We start from the raw sequence: 18514 nt of genomic DNA, 5'->3' as shown, positions 1-18514 counted from the left end.
GTATCAGACAGAAAGAAAAAGAAGTTGCTTATTTTTAGCAGCTTCTTTTTATGAGCTATATTTTACATAATTTATTTTATGTATTTTATAAACTATCCAGAGCATTCTTTTGTTCATCATTGACGATATGGGTATAGAGGTCAGTGACTTGTGTACTGGCATGTCCTAGCTGATGGCTAACCAAAACTTGCGATTTGGTTGCATCATAGAGCCTAGTTGCTAGGGTATGGCGCAGTTTATGGGGTGTTACACGGACTTTGAAGTCCTCTGAGTATTTAGCAACCATTTTTTCAACGCTGGAAGCATCGATACGATTTGGTACACCTCGGTATAAGGTCAGAAAGAGCGCTGTGTCTGTCTTTTCCGTCTTATAGCGTTGATTTCGAATGGCTAGATAATTCTCTAAATAAGGCTTAGCAAAAGCAGCGACATTGACCGAGTCACGTTTGCCACCTTTTCGAGTGACATCAATAACCATCATCTTGAGATTGAGATCTCTTAGATCCAGATTAACAGCTTCAGATAAGCGAACACCAGACGCCAAGAGAAGGGCAATAATGGCCAAATCACGTTCTTTATTTTTGTTGAATGATGAGAGAGCGCGATTTGAAAGTTGTTGTGGATACTCTTGGTCAATATAAGTTAGAAAACCTTCTGTTTCATCACCTAAAAAGAGTTTTTGCTTGATGTTTTCAGCTCTGGCAGCAAGCGTTTCTTTCTTTTTTTTGGTTGAAACTTTCTTCATTACATTACGATAAAAATAAGGTTCCCCCTGATCGTTTTCAACCTCCTCGGTCAGATACTTGTAAAGACTAGAAAGTGCTGACAAAGTCCGATTGATGGTTGTCTGAGAAACTCCTTGCTTGGTTGTATTAGCATTCAGCAAAGGACGTTCTCGAAGATAAAGGATAAAAGCCTCCATATCTTTCTTTGACATGTTTTCCAAGACAGATAAAGGAATATTAGACATTTTATCAGCGTTTGAGATACCAGACTCTAAAACCCAGCTGAAAAATCGATCATATTCCTTGAGATATTCGTACAAGGTTGTAAAACTGTAAGGAACAGCAAGCTTAGATTGGTAGTATTCCAGAACATACCAGGGCATGATTTGTTTTAGTTTGTCGATTCGTTCTAGTAAAATCTCACGTTTCATGTATTTTCTCCATAAATAAGTCTACTAGTAGTATAGCATAGACCTATATATTTTTCAAGAAAATTATAGTTTTTCGGAAAGATGTTGTAGAGATTTTTAAAAAAGACTTAGATCTTTTTTACTCAGGTCTAAATCTTTGGAGTTATTATTGTGAATAATTATCTAGTGCTTTTTCTAGCTTCCAAATACTAAACCAGAATGAAATAGTCAACAGAATAAGGAAAATAAAAAAGAGATTATCAGTAACGATACTTCTGTTCATTCTACATAACTGAAGAGCTATATAAGGAGCTATGAGATACAAAATACATTGTATAATCGCTATCGTTTTCTTTTTCATGATTTTAATCTTACTGTACAGATTTGATACAGTAAACTCCTTTCTAGCTTTATGCTTTATCGTTCAATTATTTGTATGAGAAATATCTGTAAAAAATAACCGATCTCATTGCTGAGAATCGGTTATTTAAATAAATTAAGTTGATATTTACATAACATAAATTATGTAACAATTATACTATAACAACAAATCTTTGACTTTCCCAATTTCGCTTTTTGGAATAACTAGATGAATCATATCACCCAGATACATTCTGGTTGAGCCGTTAACTGTTTGGCTCTTGCCATTATGGACTTGGGTAGTGATGAGGACGTTGTGTGGTAAGTTGAGTTCATGAACTTGTTTCCCAGCAATTTTATCAGAAACTGGTATTTCGATAAGTGTAACTTCTCCTTCGCTGGATACTTCTTCTGGAAGCATTTTTTCCAGCATGGCTTCATAGACTGGTGCACCCTTGAGCAAATCCATGATAATATAAGAGACAAGAGTGACAAGACCAAGTGGCATGAGGTTGCGAATATCTCCTACCATCTCAGTTACGAGTATCATAGCAGTTAAGGGAGCCTTGGATATTGCTCCAAAATAACCACTCATTCCTAGAATAACAAATATAGGGAATTGATCTTGACTGACAAGTCCAAGATTGACACAAATGACACCAACTAGGGCACCAAGTAAGGAACCGAGAGCCAAAATAGGTAGGAAAATTCCTCCTGGAAGACCACTTCCATAACTAATCATGCTCCAGATAAAGCGAATTAAAAAGTAAGCTAATAGAACTTGAAAACTAAAATCTTGCTCAGTTAAGGAAAGAACCAGCTGATTTCCACCACCAAGGATTTGGGGTAAGAAGATTCCGACTGGTATGATGAGAATGAAGGCCAGAATTGGATAATAAGCTCTATCCAAATGGATTTTTTGACCAATCAAGTCGTAAACTCTTCCGACGTTTAATACAGCTTTCTCATAGAGAAAACCTGAAAATCCAAGGAAAATTCCCATGACGAGATATATCCAATACTGATCTAGGGTCATGAGTGGGATATTGTCTGGCATATCCAGTACGGGTGTTAGGCCAAATATGAGCAGAGAGACAAAGTTTGCTACGAGACTAGCTGCTAGAGTAGATACCCAGAAAAAGCGAGAAAAGTGATGATAGACTTCTTCTACGACAAAGAGAAGACCCGCTATTGGAGCATTAAAGGCAGCAGCTAATCCTGCTGCTGCCCCACTTGCAATCAGGGAACGTTCCTCTACTGGACTGGATTTGAGCCACTTGGCGATACCTTTACCACCAACAGCTCCCAGTTGGATACTTGGCCCTTCTCGACCTAACATAAGTCCACTAGCAATAGCAAGAATTCCTAGAATATATTTTTTCCAAAGAACTCCCCACCAATTGAGGGTCATGAGACCTTTCAGTTCGGCTTCGACTTGCGGAATTCCTGAGCCTTTAATATCTTTTTCAGAGCGTGTCAGTTTGGCACTGAGCCAGCAGATGATTAGATAAAACAGGGCGATAATAAATAAATTAACAAATAAGTACCCTTGATCTTGATAAAGTCCTTGTATCAGGTGGAAGCCCTTTTCAATTAAGAAACGAAAGGATCCGACGATAATTCCAACGACGAGGCCGACAATGATTCCTCGACCAACTTGGGATAGTATAGTGCTGGATGCAAAGGCGAATTCTTTCTTAGAACGGACTATTTCCGACTGTTCCTCCATGGTATCTCCTTTCAATTAACTTTCTTTTTTATCTAAAACCAGTGATTTAATTGGTTCAAAGCTGGTTCGGTGAATTGGGGCAACTCCTAATTTTTCGAGTCCTTCTAGGTGTTTAGCAGTTCCATATCCTGCATTTGCAGCGAAATCATAGCCAGGGAACTGCTGATCGTAGTCTTTCATCAATTCATCACGGGTCACCTTGGCTACTATGGAAGCTGCTGCAATCGAGAGGGAATTAGCATCACCTTTGATGATGGAGGTTTGTGAAATGGGCAACTCCAGTTTCATGGCATCTATCAAAAGGTGCTCAGGTTGAGGACTGAGCTGAGAGATTGCTTCCTTCATAGCTAGTTTGGTCGCTTCATAGATATTGACTTGGTCGATGACTTGATTATTCATGATACCAATTCCGATTGACAGGGCTTGGTTTTGAACGGCTTTGAAAATCTCCAGATGTTTCTTTTTAGGAATTTTCTTGCTATCGTTGAGACCTCTAATTTTACAATTTTTAGGTAAAATAACGGCAGCAGCGACTACTGGCCCAGCCAGAGGACCTCGGCCGACCTCATCGATACCAGCAATTAAGGTCAGTCCTTGCTTGTAAAGTTCTTTTTCATAGGAAAGCATGGATTCCAAACGAAGATCCTCATCCAATTCTGCCTGAATAGCTTTTTTACGCTTGCTGATTTCCTTTTGAACTCCAGAGCGATTATCCTTTTCAAAATCTAAAAAAATAGGGCTTTCTAATTCCTTGACCGTAGCAAGGAGTTCTTTGATTTCTTTAATCGTCGCCATCGAGGTCTTCCAATGTATCTAAGGTATAGTTACCGAGTTTGCCATCACGGACTTCCTTCACGAAGAGACTGTAAAAACGGTCATAGTCGTCACGGAAACCGAGGGCGCGGGTCATGTCCATGATGATGGCCGGTGCTTCTTCTTCAATTTTCATTTGTTTGAAGCGTTCGGCTAGCTTTTCTGGATAATGTTCTTTGAAATAATTGAGGCCAAAAATAGTTACCTCATCCATAGGAAGCAACTGGTCTTTAATAGCTCCAGTCAAGGCCAACTTAAGCGCAACAGTTTCATCCTCAAACTTAGGCCAGAGAATCCCTGGTGTGTCTAGGATTTCAAGGTCCTTATTAGTTTTGAGCCATTGTTGTCCCTTGGTAACCCCTGGTTTATTGCCGACAACTGCAATCTTTTTACCAGCCAAACGGTTCATGAGAGTTGATTTCCCAGCGTTTGGAATCCCGATAATCATGGTACGCAAGGTTTCAATCTTGATACCACGTTCTCTCTGGCGAGCAATCTTATCAGCCATGAGTTTCTTAGCAGCATCCGTCACAACTTTTACGGTTACTTGCTCTTTAGAGTTGATAGCTAGCGTCTGGATTCCTTGTGATTCAAAATATTGACGCCATTCCTTGGTTATTGCTGGATCAGCCAAGTCTGCCTTGTTTAAAATCAAAAGTTTTGGTTTGTCACCAACAATTTTGGTCAACATAGGATTTTGACTAGATAAAGGTAAGCGTGCATCCACCAAAATCGTCACAAAATCAACAAATTTTAAATTTTCCTGCACCTGTCGACGCGCTTTAGACATGTGACCAGGAAACCATTGAATAGTAGCCATTGAGTTTTTTTCCTTTCGTAGCAAGGGGTTAGAGCCCTTATTTTATTTTACTATCGCTTGAACATAGAGAGTTTTCAAATGAATGATGTCCAAACAGTTCTTGTTTTATGATATAGAAATCTACTTTATATTATATCATGACTTCTTTCTTTTGTCCGATGATAGCCTTTCAAGCACTCTATATAGAAAAAAGCCATCAAATGATGACTTTTCAGAGGGAGCAAAAAACTGCCCTCTTTATATTTTAAACATTTAAATGTCTTCTTTAAACAGTTGGTTAAAGAAACCGTCTGTATTTTTAAGAAGGGCTTTGAAGACCTTAGATTTCAAGTCCACTGTATTTTTGAAATGATCTTTAATTTTCGGATCTGACATACCATCAAGATCTTTTTGAACAGCTTCATCAAATAAAGTTTTCAACTGAGCATAATTTGTAATTTGACGACCATCAATTTCAATAGTTTCAAATCCTTTTTCTGCTTTTGACTTAACATCTTTGAAGTATTGTTTCTTCCACTCTTCAAGAGTATTAAATACACCTTTAGATACCTTCTTAATAATGAAATCATCACCTAATAGCTTGTTGTTCTCTCTATTAGCTTCACCTTGGTATTTACTAGATACATATCCGATAAATCCATTTTCATAGCCAAAGTAACCCCACATACGGAAGGCATTATGCTTGAATGATAATGAACCTGGGGCACCTTTACTTGTATTACCACCATAAATACCAGCCATCATATTGACATTGACATAAGCCGTACCAAAATCTTCTGGGTGGAAGACCTTATTGCCTGGATTTCCGTGAATGGTCATGAAATTATTATTTACCAAATCATCAATGGTTTCAAGCTTGGTCATTTTCTCAGCGTCTGTCAAGTCACGCACTTTGTCCCATTGGTGAGGACCACTTAGTTTATTTCTATCCATTGGTCGACGTATTTCACGGTCAATTTTCTTGAACCACTTACCATTATCGCCTTTAACCTTAGGAAGAACAGCTTCAGCTTCAGCATAATCAAGCATCATCATAGCTTCATTGTAGTTCTTCATGTAATGGTCGATTTGGTTACGTGTTTGAAGTTTGTCAGGGTCGGGATTATACCATTGATTTCCATCATTTGGACGATGATAGGCCATGTTAAGACCTAACGCACCATATTCACCATTTGTTGTTGACTTATCAGGAGTTTGCAACATACCTTGAGCAAAGGCTTCTAAATCTGTACCTTGACGATGGTTATGTCCTCCAAAGTAAGCTACACGGTCATTAATGTGTGTGGTTTCATGTGTGAAGGCAGAGATACCAAACGGGTCAAGCATATTGGTTACCATGAAGAATACTTGCTCATCTTTCCACGGTTTATCGTAGATTTTCGCCATCGCTCCCATAGCTCCATTAACTTGATGCCAACGGTTAGTCGGGCCGAATAGTTCACGAATAGGAGATACCACGGTTCCACCTTTTCCATAACCTTGACGATTTGCATCCTTAATTCCTTCATAAGTTTGATTATCCCAAACAGGTGTTGGTACCATATACTCGCTCTTCAAGAGTTTATTACGAACACTTGGAAGAGCTAAACGAGACCAGAAATCAAGATAAGTTTGTTGTGCTTTAGCGACTTCATCAATACGTTTCTTCAATTCCTTACGTTCTTCTTCAGTGTTTTTACCATATCTCTCAAATGAACTATAAGCTAAAGTGTTATAGGTTGAAATCATAAAGATATGAGCTTTCTTTAAGTTGAGCAATGGTAAAATCATACGACCGTGAATATCATTGTTTAAACCATCAAATACACGGTGACGCTTATCTTTAAAGGCTTCTGTACTTGTTTCAGGTTCTACTACATAAACGTTTTTCGCAGAATGAATAAACCAGTCATTCAAATCTTTATCTTCTGTAAATAAACGCATATTATAGTCTAAGAAGCTACGTAAATCACCTTTACCAGTTGCACCAGCAATCACTTCTTTGTAGGCATCTTGTGTACGGTCACCTTTCAAGAAATGTTCTCTTGAACCAATTTGAATCAAACGGTCTAGTACACTTGGTGTCTTACCATAGAAGTCCGGTTTGAACATCATGATATCCTTGATACTCAAATCACCATATTTGATATCATAGTAACGATTAAGATAAGTCAGTCCCATTATAATCTTAGCTTTATTATCTTCTACTTTCTTGAGTAGCGATTTCATCGCGGCAGCATCAACGTTTAATTGATGGTCTTCATTTTCGACCAAGGCTTTGACGAACTTATCTAGATTTTGCTTCACTTCGGCAAAACTTTCTTCTAAGTATAGATTACGAATATATCCATCTTTACGAGCATTTGTATTTTCTTCTGACTTCTTACGTATATCCATTAATGCGCGTACTTCAGCTGAAATTAGGTCAACACTTGAAAGTCTTTCTTTAACATCAGCAATCAATTTATCACGATTTTTAACAACCATATTTGGTGTGTAAACCACATCATCTAAACCATCAATACTATACTCACGAACTTGTTTCACCTTAGAATCAGCAACTGCTGTCACGTTCATTTCTTCTTTGGTGCCATCCGCATAGTGAAGCATAATCTTATCAATATCTGATAAGTCCGTCACAAACTGACCATTCTTCATACCTGTAACAGATAACACTTCTTTAGTCATTAGGTTTGAACTTGTAGCCAATCTGTTACCTTGGTTTACAATCCATTCCTTATTGTAGAAGGGTTGTAGTTTCTCGATGTTGTGGTATGCCTGCTCACGCGTTGCGTCATAATCTTGAGTTGTTTTATACTCATTATCACGAGTTGTTAGGTTGTTAAGTGTATTCACAAGTGGGTCTGTGATTTCATACTTATCAGCAGTGATATTGAAGGTGGCAATACGTTTATCAGCTTCAGCTTGGTCTACACTCTGAATTTGTTTTGAACGTTTATATGAAACATTGCCTGACGCAATATCTCTCACATATACATTGTTCTTGAAGTAATAGAATCCAAAGTCTGGGTCGCCCGAATCCACTAAACCAGAACCGTACATGATTTCACCATTGTTTACTTTCATCATGCTGACGTTGTTTTCAACCCATCCCCAATTGTAGTTGTCGTGAATGAGCCCACCACTTTGGTTATTTGTTTTGAGAGTCATGGATCCTTTAACAACGGATTTAGTCAAGTGACCTTTTTGTTTTACATCCATAGGGTTTACACCGTGGTCGATTTTCGCAATCAGTCCACCGAATTTAGCGTTGTTTGCCTTAATATTCGCATCTACATAAGAGCTATCAACATTACTTCGCCAACTTTCGCTGACAAGTCCACCAGCCCACCAACCTTTGTTACCCACACTTTCGATTTTACCAATGAAAGCAACATTGCGCATGCTGGATTCATCAAGTTTGTTTACCATACCCGTCACGTCATTGTTACCAACAACTTGGCCAGTCACTTTGATATTTTCAATTGTTGAATTCTTAAAGTTTTCACCGAGTGGTGCGGTTCGGTCTGCCCAAGGCATGTTTATGTTTACATTCCCCAGATTAATGTCATGAATGTGAGCATTTTCAGCTCTTGCAAATAATGGCCGTGCCAGATTATGGATAGTGAAGTGATTGCTTCCATCACTCAATAATTTTCCTTTGAAAACATTCGTCACATATGATTTGTTCGGGGTTGGTGTATTAGTTGCATTTAAGTCAGCCCCAAGTTTAAACTCACCATCAGGTTTTTTCTGCATATCTTCAATGAGTTCTTTGAAGTTGTAATATACATTTCCAACCTTTGGTCGTGGTTTTTCCATGTAATAAACGTACTCATTACGTATCTTGCTTGGGTCAGTATGCTGAATAAGGTCAACAGCTCTTGCGGTTACTTTGTAGAGAATTTGACCAACCTGATTAATCTCTTCGATTTGATCAACTGCTAAACGAGTCACTTTGTTATCCCGAGACGTCACTTTGAGATAGTATTTTTCAGTCTCTGTTGGTGTCTCAGTCAGGAAGTCCTTCAATGTTTCTGTTCCATCTTCTTCGACTTTTACAAGATTTGTTGAGGTAATATTTTTCAACTCAATTTTTTTCAAATCCAAGCGAAGTGGTTTCTCTTCTAATGTTGCAGTTTCTTCTCCCTTACCACGGTCATAGGTCATAGTGGTTTCTATCTTATAGTCCTTGTAGAATTTTAAATCTTCTACCTGCTTATCTAATTGCTCTGAAGTTAAATCTACTGTTTTGACAATTTCATTTCCATCTTTAATTGTCGCAGTAATTTTATTGATCTTGACTCCATCTGTATTAACCAAATGATAAAAAAGATTTGCGGAGCGGTCTAATACATTTGTATCTGTTCGCTCCAAAGTCAAAACAGGAGCCGTTTTTTCTTTAGGCTTTTCTTTTGTACCTTTTACAAGAATTTCAGGCTTCATTTCTTTCAAGATAGTTACTGTTTCAACTGGTTCACTAATTTTTTTGCCATGTAACTCTTCATAGCTAGTAACAATTTGACGTTCGCCATCCTCACCAACTTGTTTAACAGAATCATCGCCTATAAATTTGCTAGGATCAGATTCTTCTGTGATAGTTTTAGGAATAGTCTCTTTACGAATATCGGTATGTAAAGAAGGCAACTCTTCTCTTTCTGATGCAACTTCTGAAACTGTAGATACTGGTTCAGTGTATTCTGTCTTCTTGCTAATAGGTGGTTCAAGTAAGTTTCCTTTTTCATCCACTCCTATTGTACCTACTGGTTCCGTGTATGCTGGTTTTTCGCTAACAGGTGGTTCAATCAAGTTTCCTTTTTCATCCACTCCTGTTGTACCTACTGGCTCAGTATATTCTGGCTTTTCGCTAACAGGTGGCTCAAGTAAGTTTCCTTTTTCATCCACTCCTGTTGCACCTACAGGTTCAGTATATTCTGGTTGCTCAGTTTTAGGCACTTCATCTGGACCTGTACCTACAGGAGCTGTGTACTCAGTTTTCTCTACTTTAGGAGCCTCGTCTGGAACAGTACCTATAGGTTTAGTGTATGCTGGTTTTTCATGAACTTTTGGTTCAACTAAATTACCGCCAATTGGAGCTGCATATTCTGGTTGCTCATGAACTTCAGATTCTACCAGATTACCACTAGCTGGTGCTGTATGTTCTGGCTTCTCAGCTTTAGGCGCCTCGTCAGGGACTGTGCCTACCGGTGCAGTGTACTCTGGCTTCTCTGATTTAGTTGTCTCGTTTGGAACGGTGCTTACAGACTCTGGATTTTTAGGTTTTTCTGCTTTAGGCGCTTCATTATGAACACTTTGAATTTCAGACTTTTCTGACTGAGTAAATGATGTGTTTATTTCGCTTTGAATAGAACGAATCATCGTTTTATCTGGCGCTAGAATATCCTTTGTCCCCTCATCCTTATGTTGAATTTCTGAAATTGCATCATCATTAAGGGGTAGGTATCCAATATAACGATATCCAGCAATTTGAACTACTCCTTCATTACTTGGAGCTTTCAAAGGATTGCTTATATCGAGTGCTTGTATGCTAGAAAGACCGATTAGTCCAATCGTAGTAACTAAGAACAGACTAGCAACTTTTTTCTTTTTATGAACTAAAAGAACTAAACTACCAATAGCTAATAGACCTAAAGCTGTAAGCACAGAAGTCGATGAACCTGTTGCAGGAAGAGTTTCCTGCTGATAAATAAGAGCATAAATTTTCTCATTATCAGTAGGAATTCCTGCCTGAATCTTTGTTTGTTCTTCTTGTGTAAGAGAGCTTTTTTCAATGTAATGATAGGTAGAAGCATGAATGATTGACGGTGCAACCAAGATACTTCCGAGTAATACCGAACCAACAATCCCACAGATTTTTCGGATCGAAAATCGTTCTTTTTTAAATAATGACAAGCGTAATCACCTTCTTTAATTTTATTTCCTAATAGTAAACACTATTTTTTATTCTCAAAAATTGAACTTCTAAAATCACCGGTTTGGTCAAGATAAGCTTTAAAGATCGCTTTTTTCAGTTTAAGAACTCTACTATATTCAGGATAAATATTTACACGTTCATCCTCTGCATCAGCTTTGACAGCAGCAGTTATCATACTTTGAAGCTCTTCTATATTTTTTATTGTCACTCTATCTTTTCTGAACCAATTTCCATTTGGGTTATCGAAGCTAATGCTCATTAATTTATTAAATTTAGCTTTTCGCTCTTCATACATTGCTTTTTTAAAGTCTACCCAAGATGAGTAACTATTATTAAATATTTTTTGAAGTACTAACTCATCAGTTACATTACCAACTTCCTTACCATATGACTTAATCACTTTACCTTTAGCTTTCGCTTCTTCTGCGTATTGATTAGAAATATATGGTACCATTCCATCTTTAAATCCTTTTGCAGCTAACAATTCAAACGCCATACGACGTCCCATTAAATCACCCGGCGTTCCTTCATTATTACTTAAAGCTGAATATATTGGTGAAAATAGTTTAATTGTATAATAGCCATTTCGTTTAAAGGTATTATCATTGTCATTTTCATATCCTCTTCTTGTAATAACATCATTTTCAATTAGACTATTAAATGTCGTTAATTTGCTAAGTTCACTTTCATTTAAGTAACGAATAGTATTAGTTGCATATACTTTACTTCCGTCTGGATCCGGTTCAAATTTATTTTCTATTTTTCTCAACAACTCATTTTTCTTAGAAATATCTAAGTTAACAACAGCATTACCTTCTAGATATTCTAGCATATAAATTACATCAAACATATTATGCATATATTTTTGCAAATCTTCTGCATTATTAAATCGTTTTGTAGGATCTTTCACCTGAAGTCTAGTTGGATCTTCTGATTCTTCATACTTCAATATAGAGTTAATCGTAATAGTAGGATCATTTGGATGATCCGGAGCTTGTAATAATCCTTTTGCATAAAATTCTGGTCCAAGTCCATTTCTTCTTCCATAGCCTCCAAGATAAATTTCTCTATCTGAGTTATGTGTCATTTCATGTGTATAAGTTACCGCACCATCTTTATCAAGCATACGATAAGCCATATAATAGAATGCATCCCCTGTAGCGTATGCTCCATTAGAATTATGAACAACATTATTTCCTGCCGGACCGAAGAAATGTTTTATTGCTGGATGATTAGTTTCAAAAGTTGCTTGGTATGTATCTTTTTCGCCTTTATCATCTGTACCAAATCTAAATGCATCATAAACTAGAACACTTCTATATAATTTTTCTTTATTTTCATTATCTAGAATTTTATACCAATAATCATAGTGATCTCTAAATCTAGCAGCCGCTTCTCTTGCTTTTGTTTCAACATAGTCATTTAAATTAGTTCCTGCTGGATGTTCTTTACTTCTATATCTATCATAAGCACCGAAACCTATAGTCGAAATGTTCGCTATGATAAACACAGATTTTTCAGGTAATGTTAATAGCGGCAATACCATACTTGGATATTTCCATGATGGGCTAGTTAATCTGTCATATACTCCAATTGAATATGGACTACCAGCTATTGATTGCTTATCACTTACCTCTTTAATTGCAGATTTTTCTTCTACTATATAAGCTTTAGTTTGTTCTTTAAACCACTCATTATTTGTTTTATCTGGTACAAAAGCTTTTCTATATTTTTCTAATGCATCAAATAAATTATTAGTTTTATAATTTTTCGCTAATAAAACGTTATAAGTTATAACATTATTTTTCGCTAGTAAATTATTATATCCAGATTTACCTAATTCGATAACATTATCTAACGCTGAACTATTTGATTTACCGAAGAAATCCAAGTGGTACATGACTAAATCTTTCGCTTTTGTTTCACCATATTTGAAATTATACCAACGCTCTAAGTATGTTAATCCTAGAAGTAGAGCTTCTTTATTATTTTTAATTTTTTCGATTACATAATTATCTATTATCTTATTATTATTTTCAGCTATTGCAGCATCTGAAGTAAGAAGTTTTGTCAAACTATCTTTCAAATTAGTTTTTGTGGTATTGAATTGTTCTTCTAAATATAACTCCGTTAAACTAACATCCTTAGAAACATCTAATACTTTTCTAATTGCCTCTGATTTATATTCTACACTATTTAATGCTGGTAAAACTTCTCCTAAAATATTATTATAATTGCGAAGTAATGTATTCGGTGTGTAAATTAAATTTGTACCGCCTATTCTATACTCTGCTACACTTGAAAAATCACTTTGATATTCTATATTTTTTGTCTCTGATGTATTGTCCGCGTAATATAGTAACAGTTTATTTATACTTTCTTTGTTTTTGTTAATATCACTAAGTACTTCATTATCTTTCATAGGAACTACTGACAATAATTCCTTATTATAAAGGTTACTACTTGCCTCTACTAAATTTCCGTACTTAACTATTGTTTCTCTATTATAGAATGGTAATAGTTTTTCTATATTTTTATATACTTTTTCTTTTGATGAATCAGCATTCTCAAGACTTCTATAGTCAGTTACATATCTAGAAGAGAAGTTAAAATCTTCTGTTTTAGTAGTATTTTTAGATACAAAAGCAGCTTTTTTCTCTCTAATTTGTGCGTCTTCTAATACTTCTCCTCTTTGAACATCAGAATCCTTAGTTAAGATTTCATCATCTTCTTGTACTACGTTTACAACCTTATTATTTTTGTTGCTATACACATGATTTGCTTTCATGTTAGTGAAATCTTTTCCAGTTATAGCATTACCGTTTGTAACATTAACGTCGCTTAGTACATTAGAAAGTCGACCAGATTTTTCTAATCCTCCAGCTGGATCCCAAAGATTACCAACTACTCCACCAACGTTTGCAAAACGTTGCACATTATTAAGATTTCCTTCAGCATAACTATTACTAATTAGTGCACTATCTTCTACTGCACCAACAATTCCACCAATAGATTGATCCCCTTTAGTTGCGTTTGATGCTAAATCAATTGATGCGAACGACTTATCTATTAATCCCCTCGAACCAGAAAGTTTACCTACTAAACCTCCGATTTGATAACTAGCAACTGTTTTATATGTATTAGTTATTCTACCTGTATAGCTACTGTTAGAAATAGTAGAATTATTAACTTGTGATACTAATCCTCCAATTCCATGTTCCCCAGCTATTGCTCCATCAGCATGAACATTATCAATATGGGTATTGCTATTCGCTTCTTTTGCAAGTGTTGCAGCATCTTCTTTTGCTGAAATATTGACATCTTTTAGTGAAAGTTTTTCTACTGTAGCACCATTTAATCCTCCAAATAATGGTTTTTTCAAATTATAAATAGCGTAATATTTCTCATTATTTGTTCCTACTAATGTTCCATGGAATACATTATTCACATAACTTTCTTGACCATCTGGAAGTTCAACTTCACGAGCATCCATAGTTGCACCTAAACGGAATGTGCCATTAGGATTGCTATTCATTGCATCTACTAAATTTTTAAATGATGTATAGACACCAGTTTCACTTTGCTGAGTTTTTGGTAAATAGTAAGTATAATTTTCTAGTACATTATTATTTTCATGATGTATCAGATTATTTGCACTCGCTACTATCTTATAAACATCTCTATTATCTTTAGTATCATTAGTAATGCTTGTAACTGGTAGCATCACATCTTTAAAGTTCTCTGATTTAACTTTCATAAAGTAATTTTCTGCATTACTTGGTAAAGAAGCAAGTGAAGTTACATGTCGATACTTATTACCATCTTTTGAATATAGTTCTACAGAAGATATATTTCTAAGTTCTAATTTCTTAATAACTTCTTTTTCATCTTTAGCGTCATCTTTTTTCTCATCTTTATGACGATAAAGTTTATCGTATACTGGGGTAATTTCATTACCTGCTATAATGCTCTTAATCCAAGCTAATTGTGTAGGAGATAAAATCAATCCGCCTGAGCGATTTTGTGCTCCATTTTGGTGGACACCAATGACTTCACCATTAGCATTAAATATTCCTCCACCACTCATACCAGGATTTCCACCTTGATATTGAACACCGTAGGTGTTATTCGCGTATTCTTGTTCCATTTCTACCGTAGCATCTTTTAAGTGCGTATATTTCCCAGCTGGATATCCATGAACATTTAGTTTGTCATTAAGATTTACTTTAGTATAATTTTTAACTAATTCTACATGTTCTCTGCCAGTTGTTTCAGGTAGCTTAATCACTGCTAAATCATAGATAAATCCTTTTGGATAATCTTTTTTATTATAAAAATGAATATTGTTAGCAGTAAATGTTCCTTTTTGTCCATCAGGAGTCACCCACTCATATACGTTTTTAGATTTATCACCTCTAAATTCGCCCGTAGTATTATCAGTAGAATTATTAATGAAATTATGTGCTACTGTTAAAAGTACATTTGGTGCAATAAAAGTAGCTGATCCTACTCCAGTAACCTTCGACGAATCTGTAATAAAGTTCATATTAATTAATGCACTAGATTTTTTCTGAATACTCATTTCTTCTGGTGTATTAGTATTTTCATTATTTGGTTTAGTATCTTCTGCACTAGGTTGTTCGATTTTACCAGTATATTCTTTCGGTGCTTCTACTTTCTCTGGCTCGACTATCGCTCCAGACTGTGGACCTGTGTATTCTGGTAGTGGTGCTACCTGCTCTGGTTCAACAATAGCTCCGGCTTGTGGTTCTTTATATTCTGGAAGCGGTGCCACCCGTTCAGGTTCTCCTTTATCACTTACCACAGTATCTGGCAACTCTGGTTGGACTTCTGGTACGCCTTTATCACTTACTACAGCTTCTGGCAATTCTGGTTGGACTTCCGGTTCTCCTTTTTCAGCCACAACAGCTTCGGGTAACTCTGGTTGAACTGCTGAGTCACCTTTGGCGCTTACAACTGCTTCTGGCAACTCTGGTTGGACTTCGGGCTCACCTTTGTCGGCTACAACAGCTTCTGGTAACGCTGGCTGGATTGCAGGTTCACCTTTGTCGGTTACTACAGCTGCTGGTAGTTCAGGCTGAATTGCGGGTTCAACAATAGCTCCAGACTGTACGTCCTTATGTTCTACACCAGTCTCAGGTTGTTCCGTTATAACTTGAGTTTTTTTAGTACCTTTTTCGACTATTCTTGAAACAGGCGCAGTCGTTGAAGTTGAAACAATTTCTCGCGAAACTTCTTCCTTGTTTACAGAGAATATTCTGATGACTTCAACTTTTTTACCTAATGTACCTTCTTGTTTTACTCTTACAGTTCCTTCAGCTAAATCAGGATTCTCCTGAACTTCTTCTTGAAAATCTATTTTTTTCTCTATAGTTTCATCACGATATAAGAGTTCAGGTTTGTTCAATTGACCTGATAAAACTTCATCCTGTGGATTTAATGTATTTACCCCAGTCTTTTCTTTTGGAGAATTCTTCTCCTCTTTCTTCGTTTCTAGATTCTTATGTTCTGCTAATTGTGCTTGAGAATCTGAAGATTGTTTCTCTTCTTTTCTTGGATTCGTTAATTCTGTAGAAAGAGGTTTTTCAACTACTTGAACTTCTGTCGGCTTAGTTGAAGAAGCTGTTTTTTCTTCCTGAATATCTTGTACTTTGGGATGGTCTACAAAATTCGGTGTAACACTATAATCCACCTTTTGTTGTTTTGTAGGAGTGGCTGCTGATTTTTCTTGATTATTTACTTTAGACTCAGAAGTTATGTTTCCCTCTTTGATATATCCAACATATCTGTAACCTGAAATATCTTTAGGAAGAGGTAATTTTTCTCCAGAGGTCAATTCATAGTCCGTATTGTAATTCAGTAAAAGATTATTTTCTAAAGCATGAGCTGAAATTAGGACACCATTTCCTATCCCTGCAACCAATACTAAATGTAGTACCGTTTTGTTCTTAACTTTTTTCTTGGAAACAGCAAAAATTAAAATCCCCAGAGCTGCTAAGCTAGTACCAGCAACTAAGGCTTGCATCTCATTCTTACTTCCGGTATTTGGCAATTCCGCCAGTTGATTTTGGGAATTTAACTTATAAACAAGATAATAAGTCTCATCATCATTCTCCACGTATGTCGGAATATCATAAACGAGCTGATTCTTTTCTTCTGATGATAGCTCTGACTCTGTCACATATTTATAGTGAACTCCCGCAGTTTCCTGAGCATCCACAGATGAACTAGCTAATACAGACATAAAAAATAAACTTGAAATCGTTGCAGATACAAGTCCTACTGATAATTTTCTAAATGAAAAACGTTCTTGTTTTTCACCAAAATACTTTTCCATGATTCCTCCTTGAAATACAATTTATAAATGTTACAGAGACCTTTATTATATTAGTGTATTATCTATAAAAAAGGCAATATACCTTAATTATACTCTTTATTTACCGAAATGTCTTAAAATTGCGTAGCGTTTTCATACTTTGTTTTATATTATTTTGGGGATACAATAACACCTACCATGGCATTTCCACGGCAGGTGTTACTCATATCACTAATCGTTCTAAAAATGGTTTGAGGCAGTTGAGGAGAATACCTTCTATCCAGCTTTCTTGTGCTGAGGATAGATGTTCTGTCTGGAGGCTTTCTTTTAAAAAGTCTCGGACTTGTTCTGGTGCGATTTCAAACTCAAAGGCTTTCATTTTATAGAAAAAGTCTAGCAGATGGTCTGATAAGTATTCAGTTGAAAAAGGCACTTCTCCACTTTTTCGATATTCTAATAAGAGCCGAGCAAATCGGGCTTTTTCTTCAGGAAGCTCACGAAAATAGGAATTGAGGAGCCAGGTCTGCTTCTGCTTTCTTTCAATTGGATCCTGACTAGCAATTCGTTGGTCTTTTTCCAGCTCTTTTTGGTATTGTTTGGCCTTGATAGCCCGTTCTGTCCGATTTTTACCAAAAAGAATTTTCTCCCACTTGCGTTCTTCTTGAGTCAGTGTCTCTGTAAAGCCAAAGTAATCTTGATAGGCACGCTCTGCTGGACCCATGGCTAGAACCAGATTGTCTGCATATTGCTTGGCGATTTTATCCCTCTTCTTGCGCTCTTTCTCTGCCTGAATACGGAGTTCTTGTTCGTAGTCAATTTTCTCCTTACCTAGTTTGACAAGGTAGAGTTGGTCATCCGATTTCCCAAGTAAAAAGGGTTTGATACACTTTTCAAGGACTTCTTCCATCCGAGCCTTTTTCTTGGGCTCTGCCTTGGTCCAACTTCCTCCCTGAAAGACTTCTAGGAAGAGCTGGTAGTCTCTCTCAGGTGCAAATTGATTGCCACGATTGGGTTTGAAAACACCTTTTTCCCAGAGCCATTTTAGAAGTCGCTCGTCAAAGTCACTTTTATTGACCTTGATTTTCTCCTTTTTATGGGCTTTTCTGGTCAGATTTTCAACCTTTCTGAGCAGTTTTTCTTCCTCTTCCAGTTGCTGGTCAAGGGACAATCGATGAAAATGACGAACACAGTCGCTACCAATTGGAAAGAGGCGTTGACCTGTGACACCGTTAAAGAGTTCGTAGGCGTACTTGATGGCATTTCCACAGACACAATTGCTACGGCCAATACCGTTAAAAATCAAGGAAACTTCATTCCACTCCTTGGTAGCTTGTTCCCAAGTATCAGCTTTTGAAGCCTGTAAAACTGCATCATGCAGGGATTTTCTAACTGGAAGTGTCATGAGG

7 protein-coding genes are annotated in these 18514 nt (G+C 36.6%); all 7 read right to left on the bottom strand.

The annotated features are described in order from the left end of the window. Positions 1-85: 85 nt before the first annotated feature. The 7 genes from xerS to OVN23_RS00135 all read right to left on the bottom strand — a co-directional run bounded on the left by xerS (position 86) and on the right by OVN23_RS00135 (position 18510). On the bottom strand, positions 86-1156 hold the full coding sequence (gene xerS / locus OVN23_RS00165) for a tyrosine recombinase XerS (protein ID WP_172930548.1): 1071 nt from the start codon (positions 1154-1156) through the stop codon (positions 86-88). A 517-nt stretch (positions 1157-1673) separates the two neighbouring features. Beyond that, the gene (locus tag OVN23_RS00160) at positions 1674-3224 is read right to left on the bottom strand and encodes a ClC family H(+)/Cl(-) exchange transporter (protein WP_267240024.1); all 1551 of its coding nucleotides are present in this window, start codon (positions 3222-3224) and stop codon (positions 1674-1676) included. A gap of 15 nt (positions 3225-3239) precedes the next feature. Then, on the bottom strand, positions 3240-4019 hold the full coding sequence (locus tag OVN23_RS00155; RefSeq protein WP_218764508.1) for a ribonuclease HII: 780 nt from the start codon (positions 4017-4019) through the stop codon (positions 3240-3242). Continuing rightward, positions 4006-4857 carry a ribosome biogenesis GTPase YlqF gene (gene ylqF / locus OVN23_RS00150; RefSeq protein ID WP_218764507.1) on the bottom strand — a complete coding sequence of 284 codons (852 nt, stop codon included), beginning with the start codon at positions 4855-4857 and terminating at the stop codon, positions 4006-4008. Before ylqF ends, OVN23_RS00155 begins: the two co-directional genes overlap by 14 nt. A 252-nt stretch (positions 4858-5109) precedes the next feature. Beyond that, complete coding sequence (locus OVN23_RS00145) at positions 5110-10749, bottom strand: SIALI-17 repeat-containing surface protein (RefSeq protein WP_267240023.1); 5640 nt, start codon at positions 10747-10749, stop codon at positions 5110-5112. A gap of 41 nt (positions 10750-10790) precedes the next feature. Beyond that, a complete protein-coding gene (locus tag OVN23_RS00140) occupies positions 10791-17129 on the bottom strand; it encodes a ZmpA/ZmpB/ZmpC family metallo-endopeptidase (protein WP_267240022.1) in 6339 nt (2112 codons plus the stop codon). 202 nt (positions 17130-17331) lie between these two features. Beyond that, positions 17332-18510 (bottom strand): hypothetical protein, encoded by a 1179-nt coding sequence (locus OVN23_RS00135; RefSeq protein WP_267240021.1) that lies wholly within the window; start codon positions 18508-18510, stop codon positions 17332-17334. Positions 18511-18514: the final 4 nt, after the last annotated feature.

Origin of the sequence: Streptococcus sp. Marseille-Q6488 (assembly GCF_946902925.1) — a bacterium.
Taxonomy (GTDB): domain Bacteria; phylum Bacillota; class Bacilli; order Lactobacillales; family Streptococcaceae; genus Streptococcus.
This window is presented reverse-complemented; position numbering and strand designations above follow the sequence as displayed.

What these genes read in the sequence shown, in the direction of transcription:
- xerS (WP_172930548.1), bottom strand. Translation starts at nt 1,156, where the DNA reads ATGAAACGTGAGATTTTACTAGAACGAATCGACAAACTAAAACAAATC.
- OVN23_RS00160 (WP_267240024.1), bottom strand. Translation starts at nt 3,224, where the DNA reads ATGGAGGAACAGTCGGAAATAGTCCGTTCTAAGAAAGAATTCGCCTTT.
- OVN23_RS00155 (WP_218764508.1), bottom strand. Translation starts at nt 4,019, where the DNA reads ATGGCGACGATTAAAGAAATCAAAGAACTCCTTGCTACGGTCAAGGAA.
- ylqF (WP_218764507.1), bottom strand. Translation starts at nt 4,857, where the DNA reads ATGGCTACTATTCAATGGTTTCCTGGTCACATGTCTAAAGCGCGTCGA.
- OVN23_RS00140 (WP_267240022.1), bottom strand. Translation starts at nt 17,129, where the DNA reads ATGGAAAAGTATTTTGGTGAAAAACAAGAACGTTTTTCATTTAGAAAA.
- OVN23_RS00135 (WP_267240021.1), bottom strand. Translation starts at nt 18,510, where the DNA reads ATGACACTTCCAGTTAGAAAATCCCTGCATGATGCAGTTTTACAGGCT.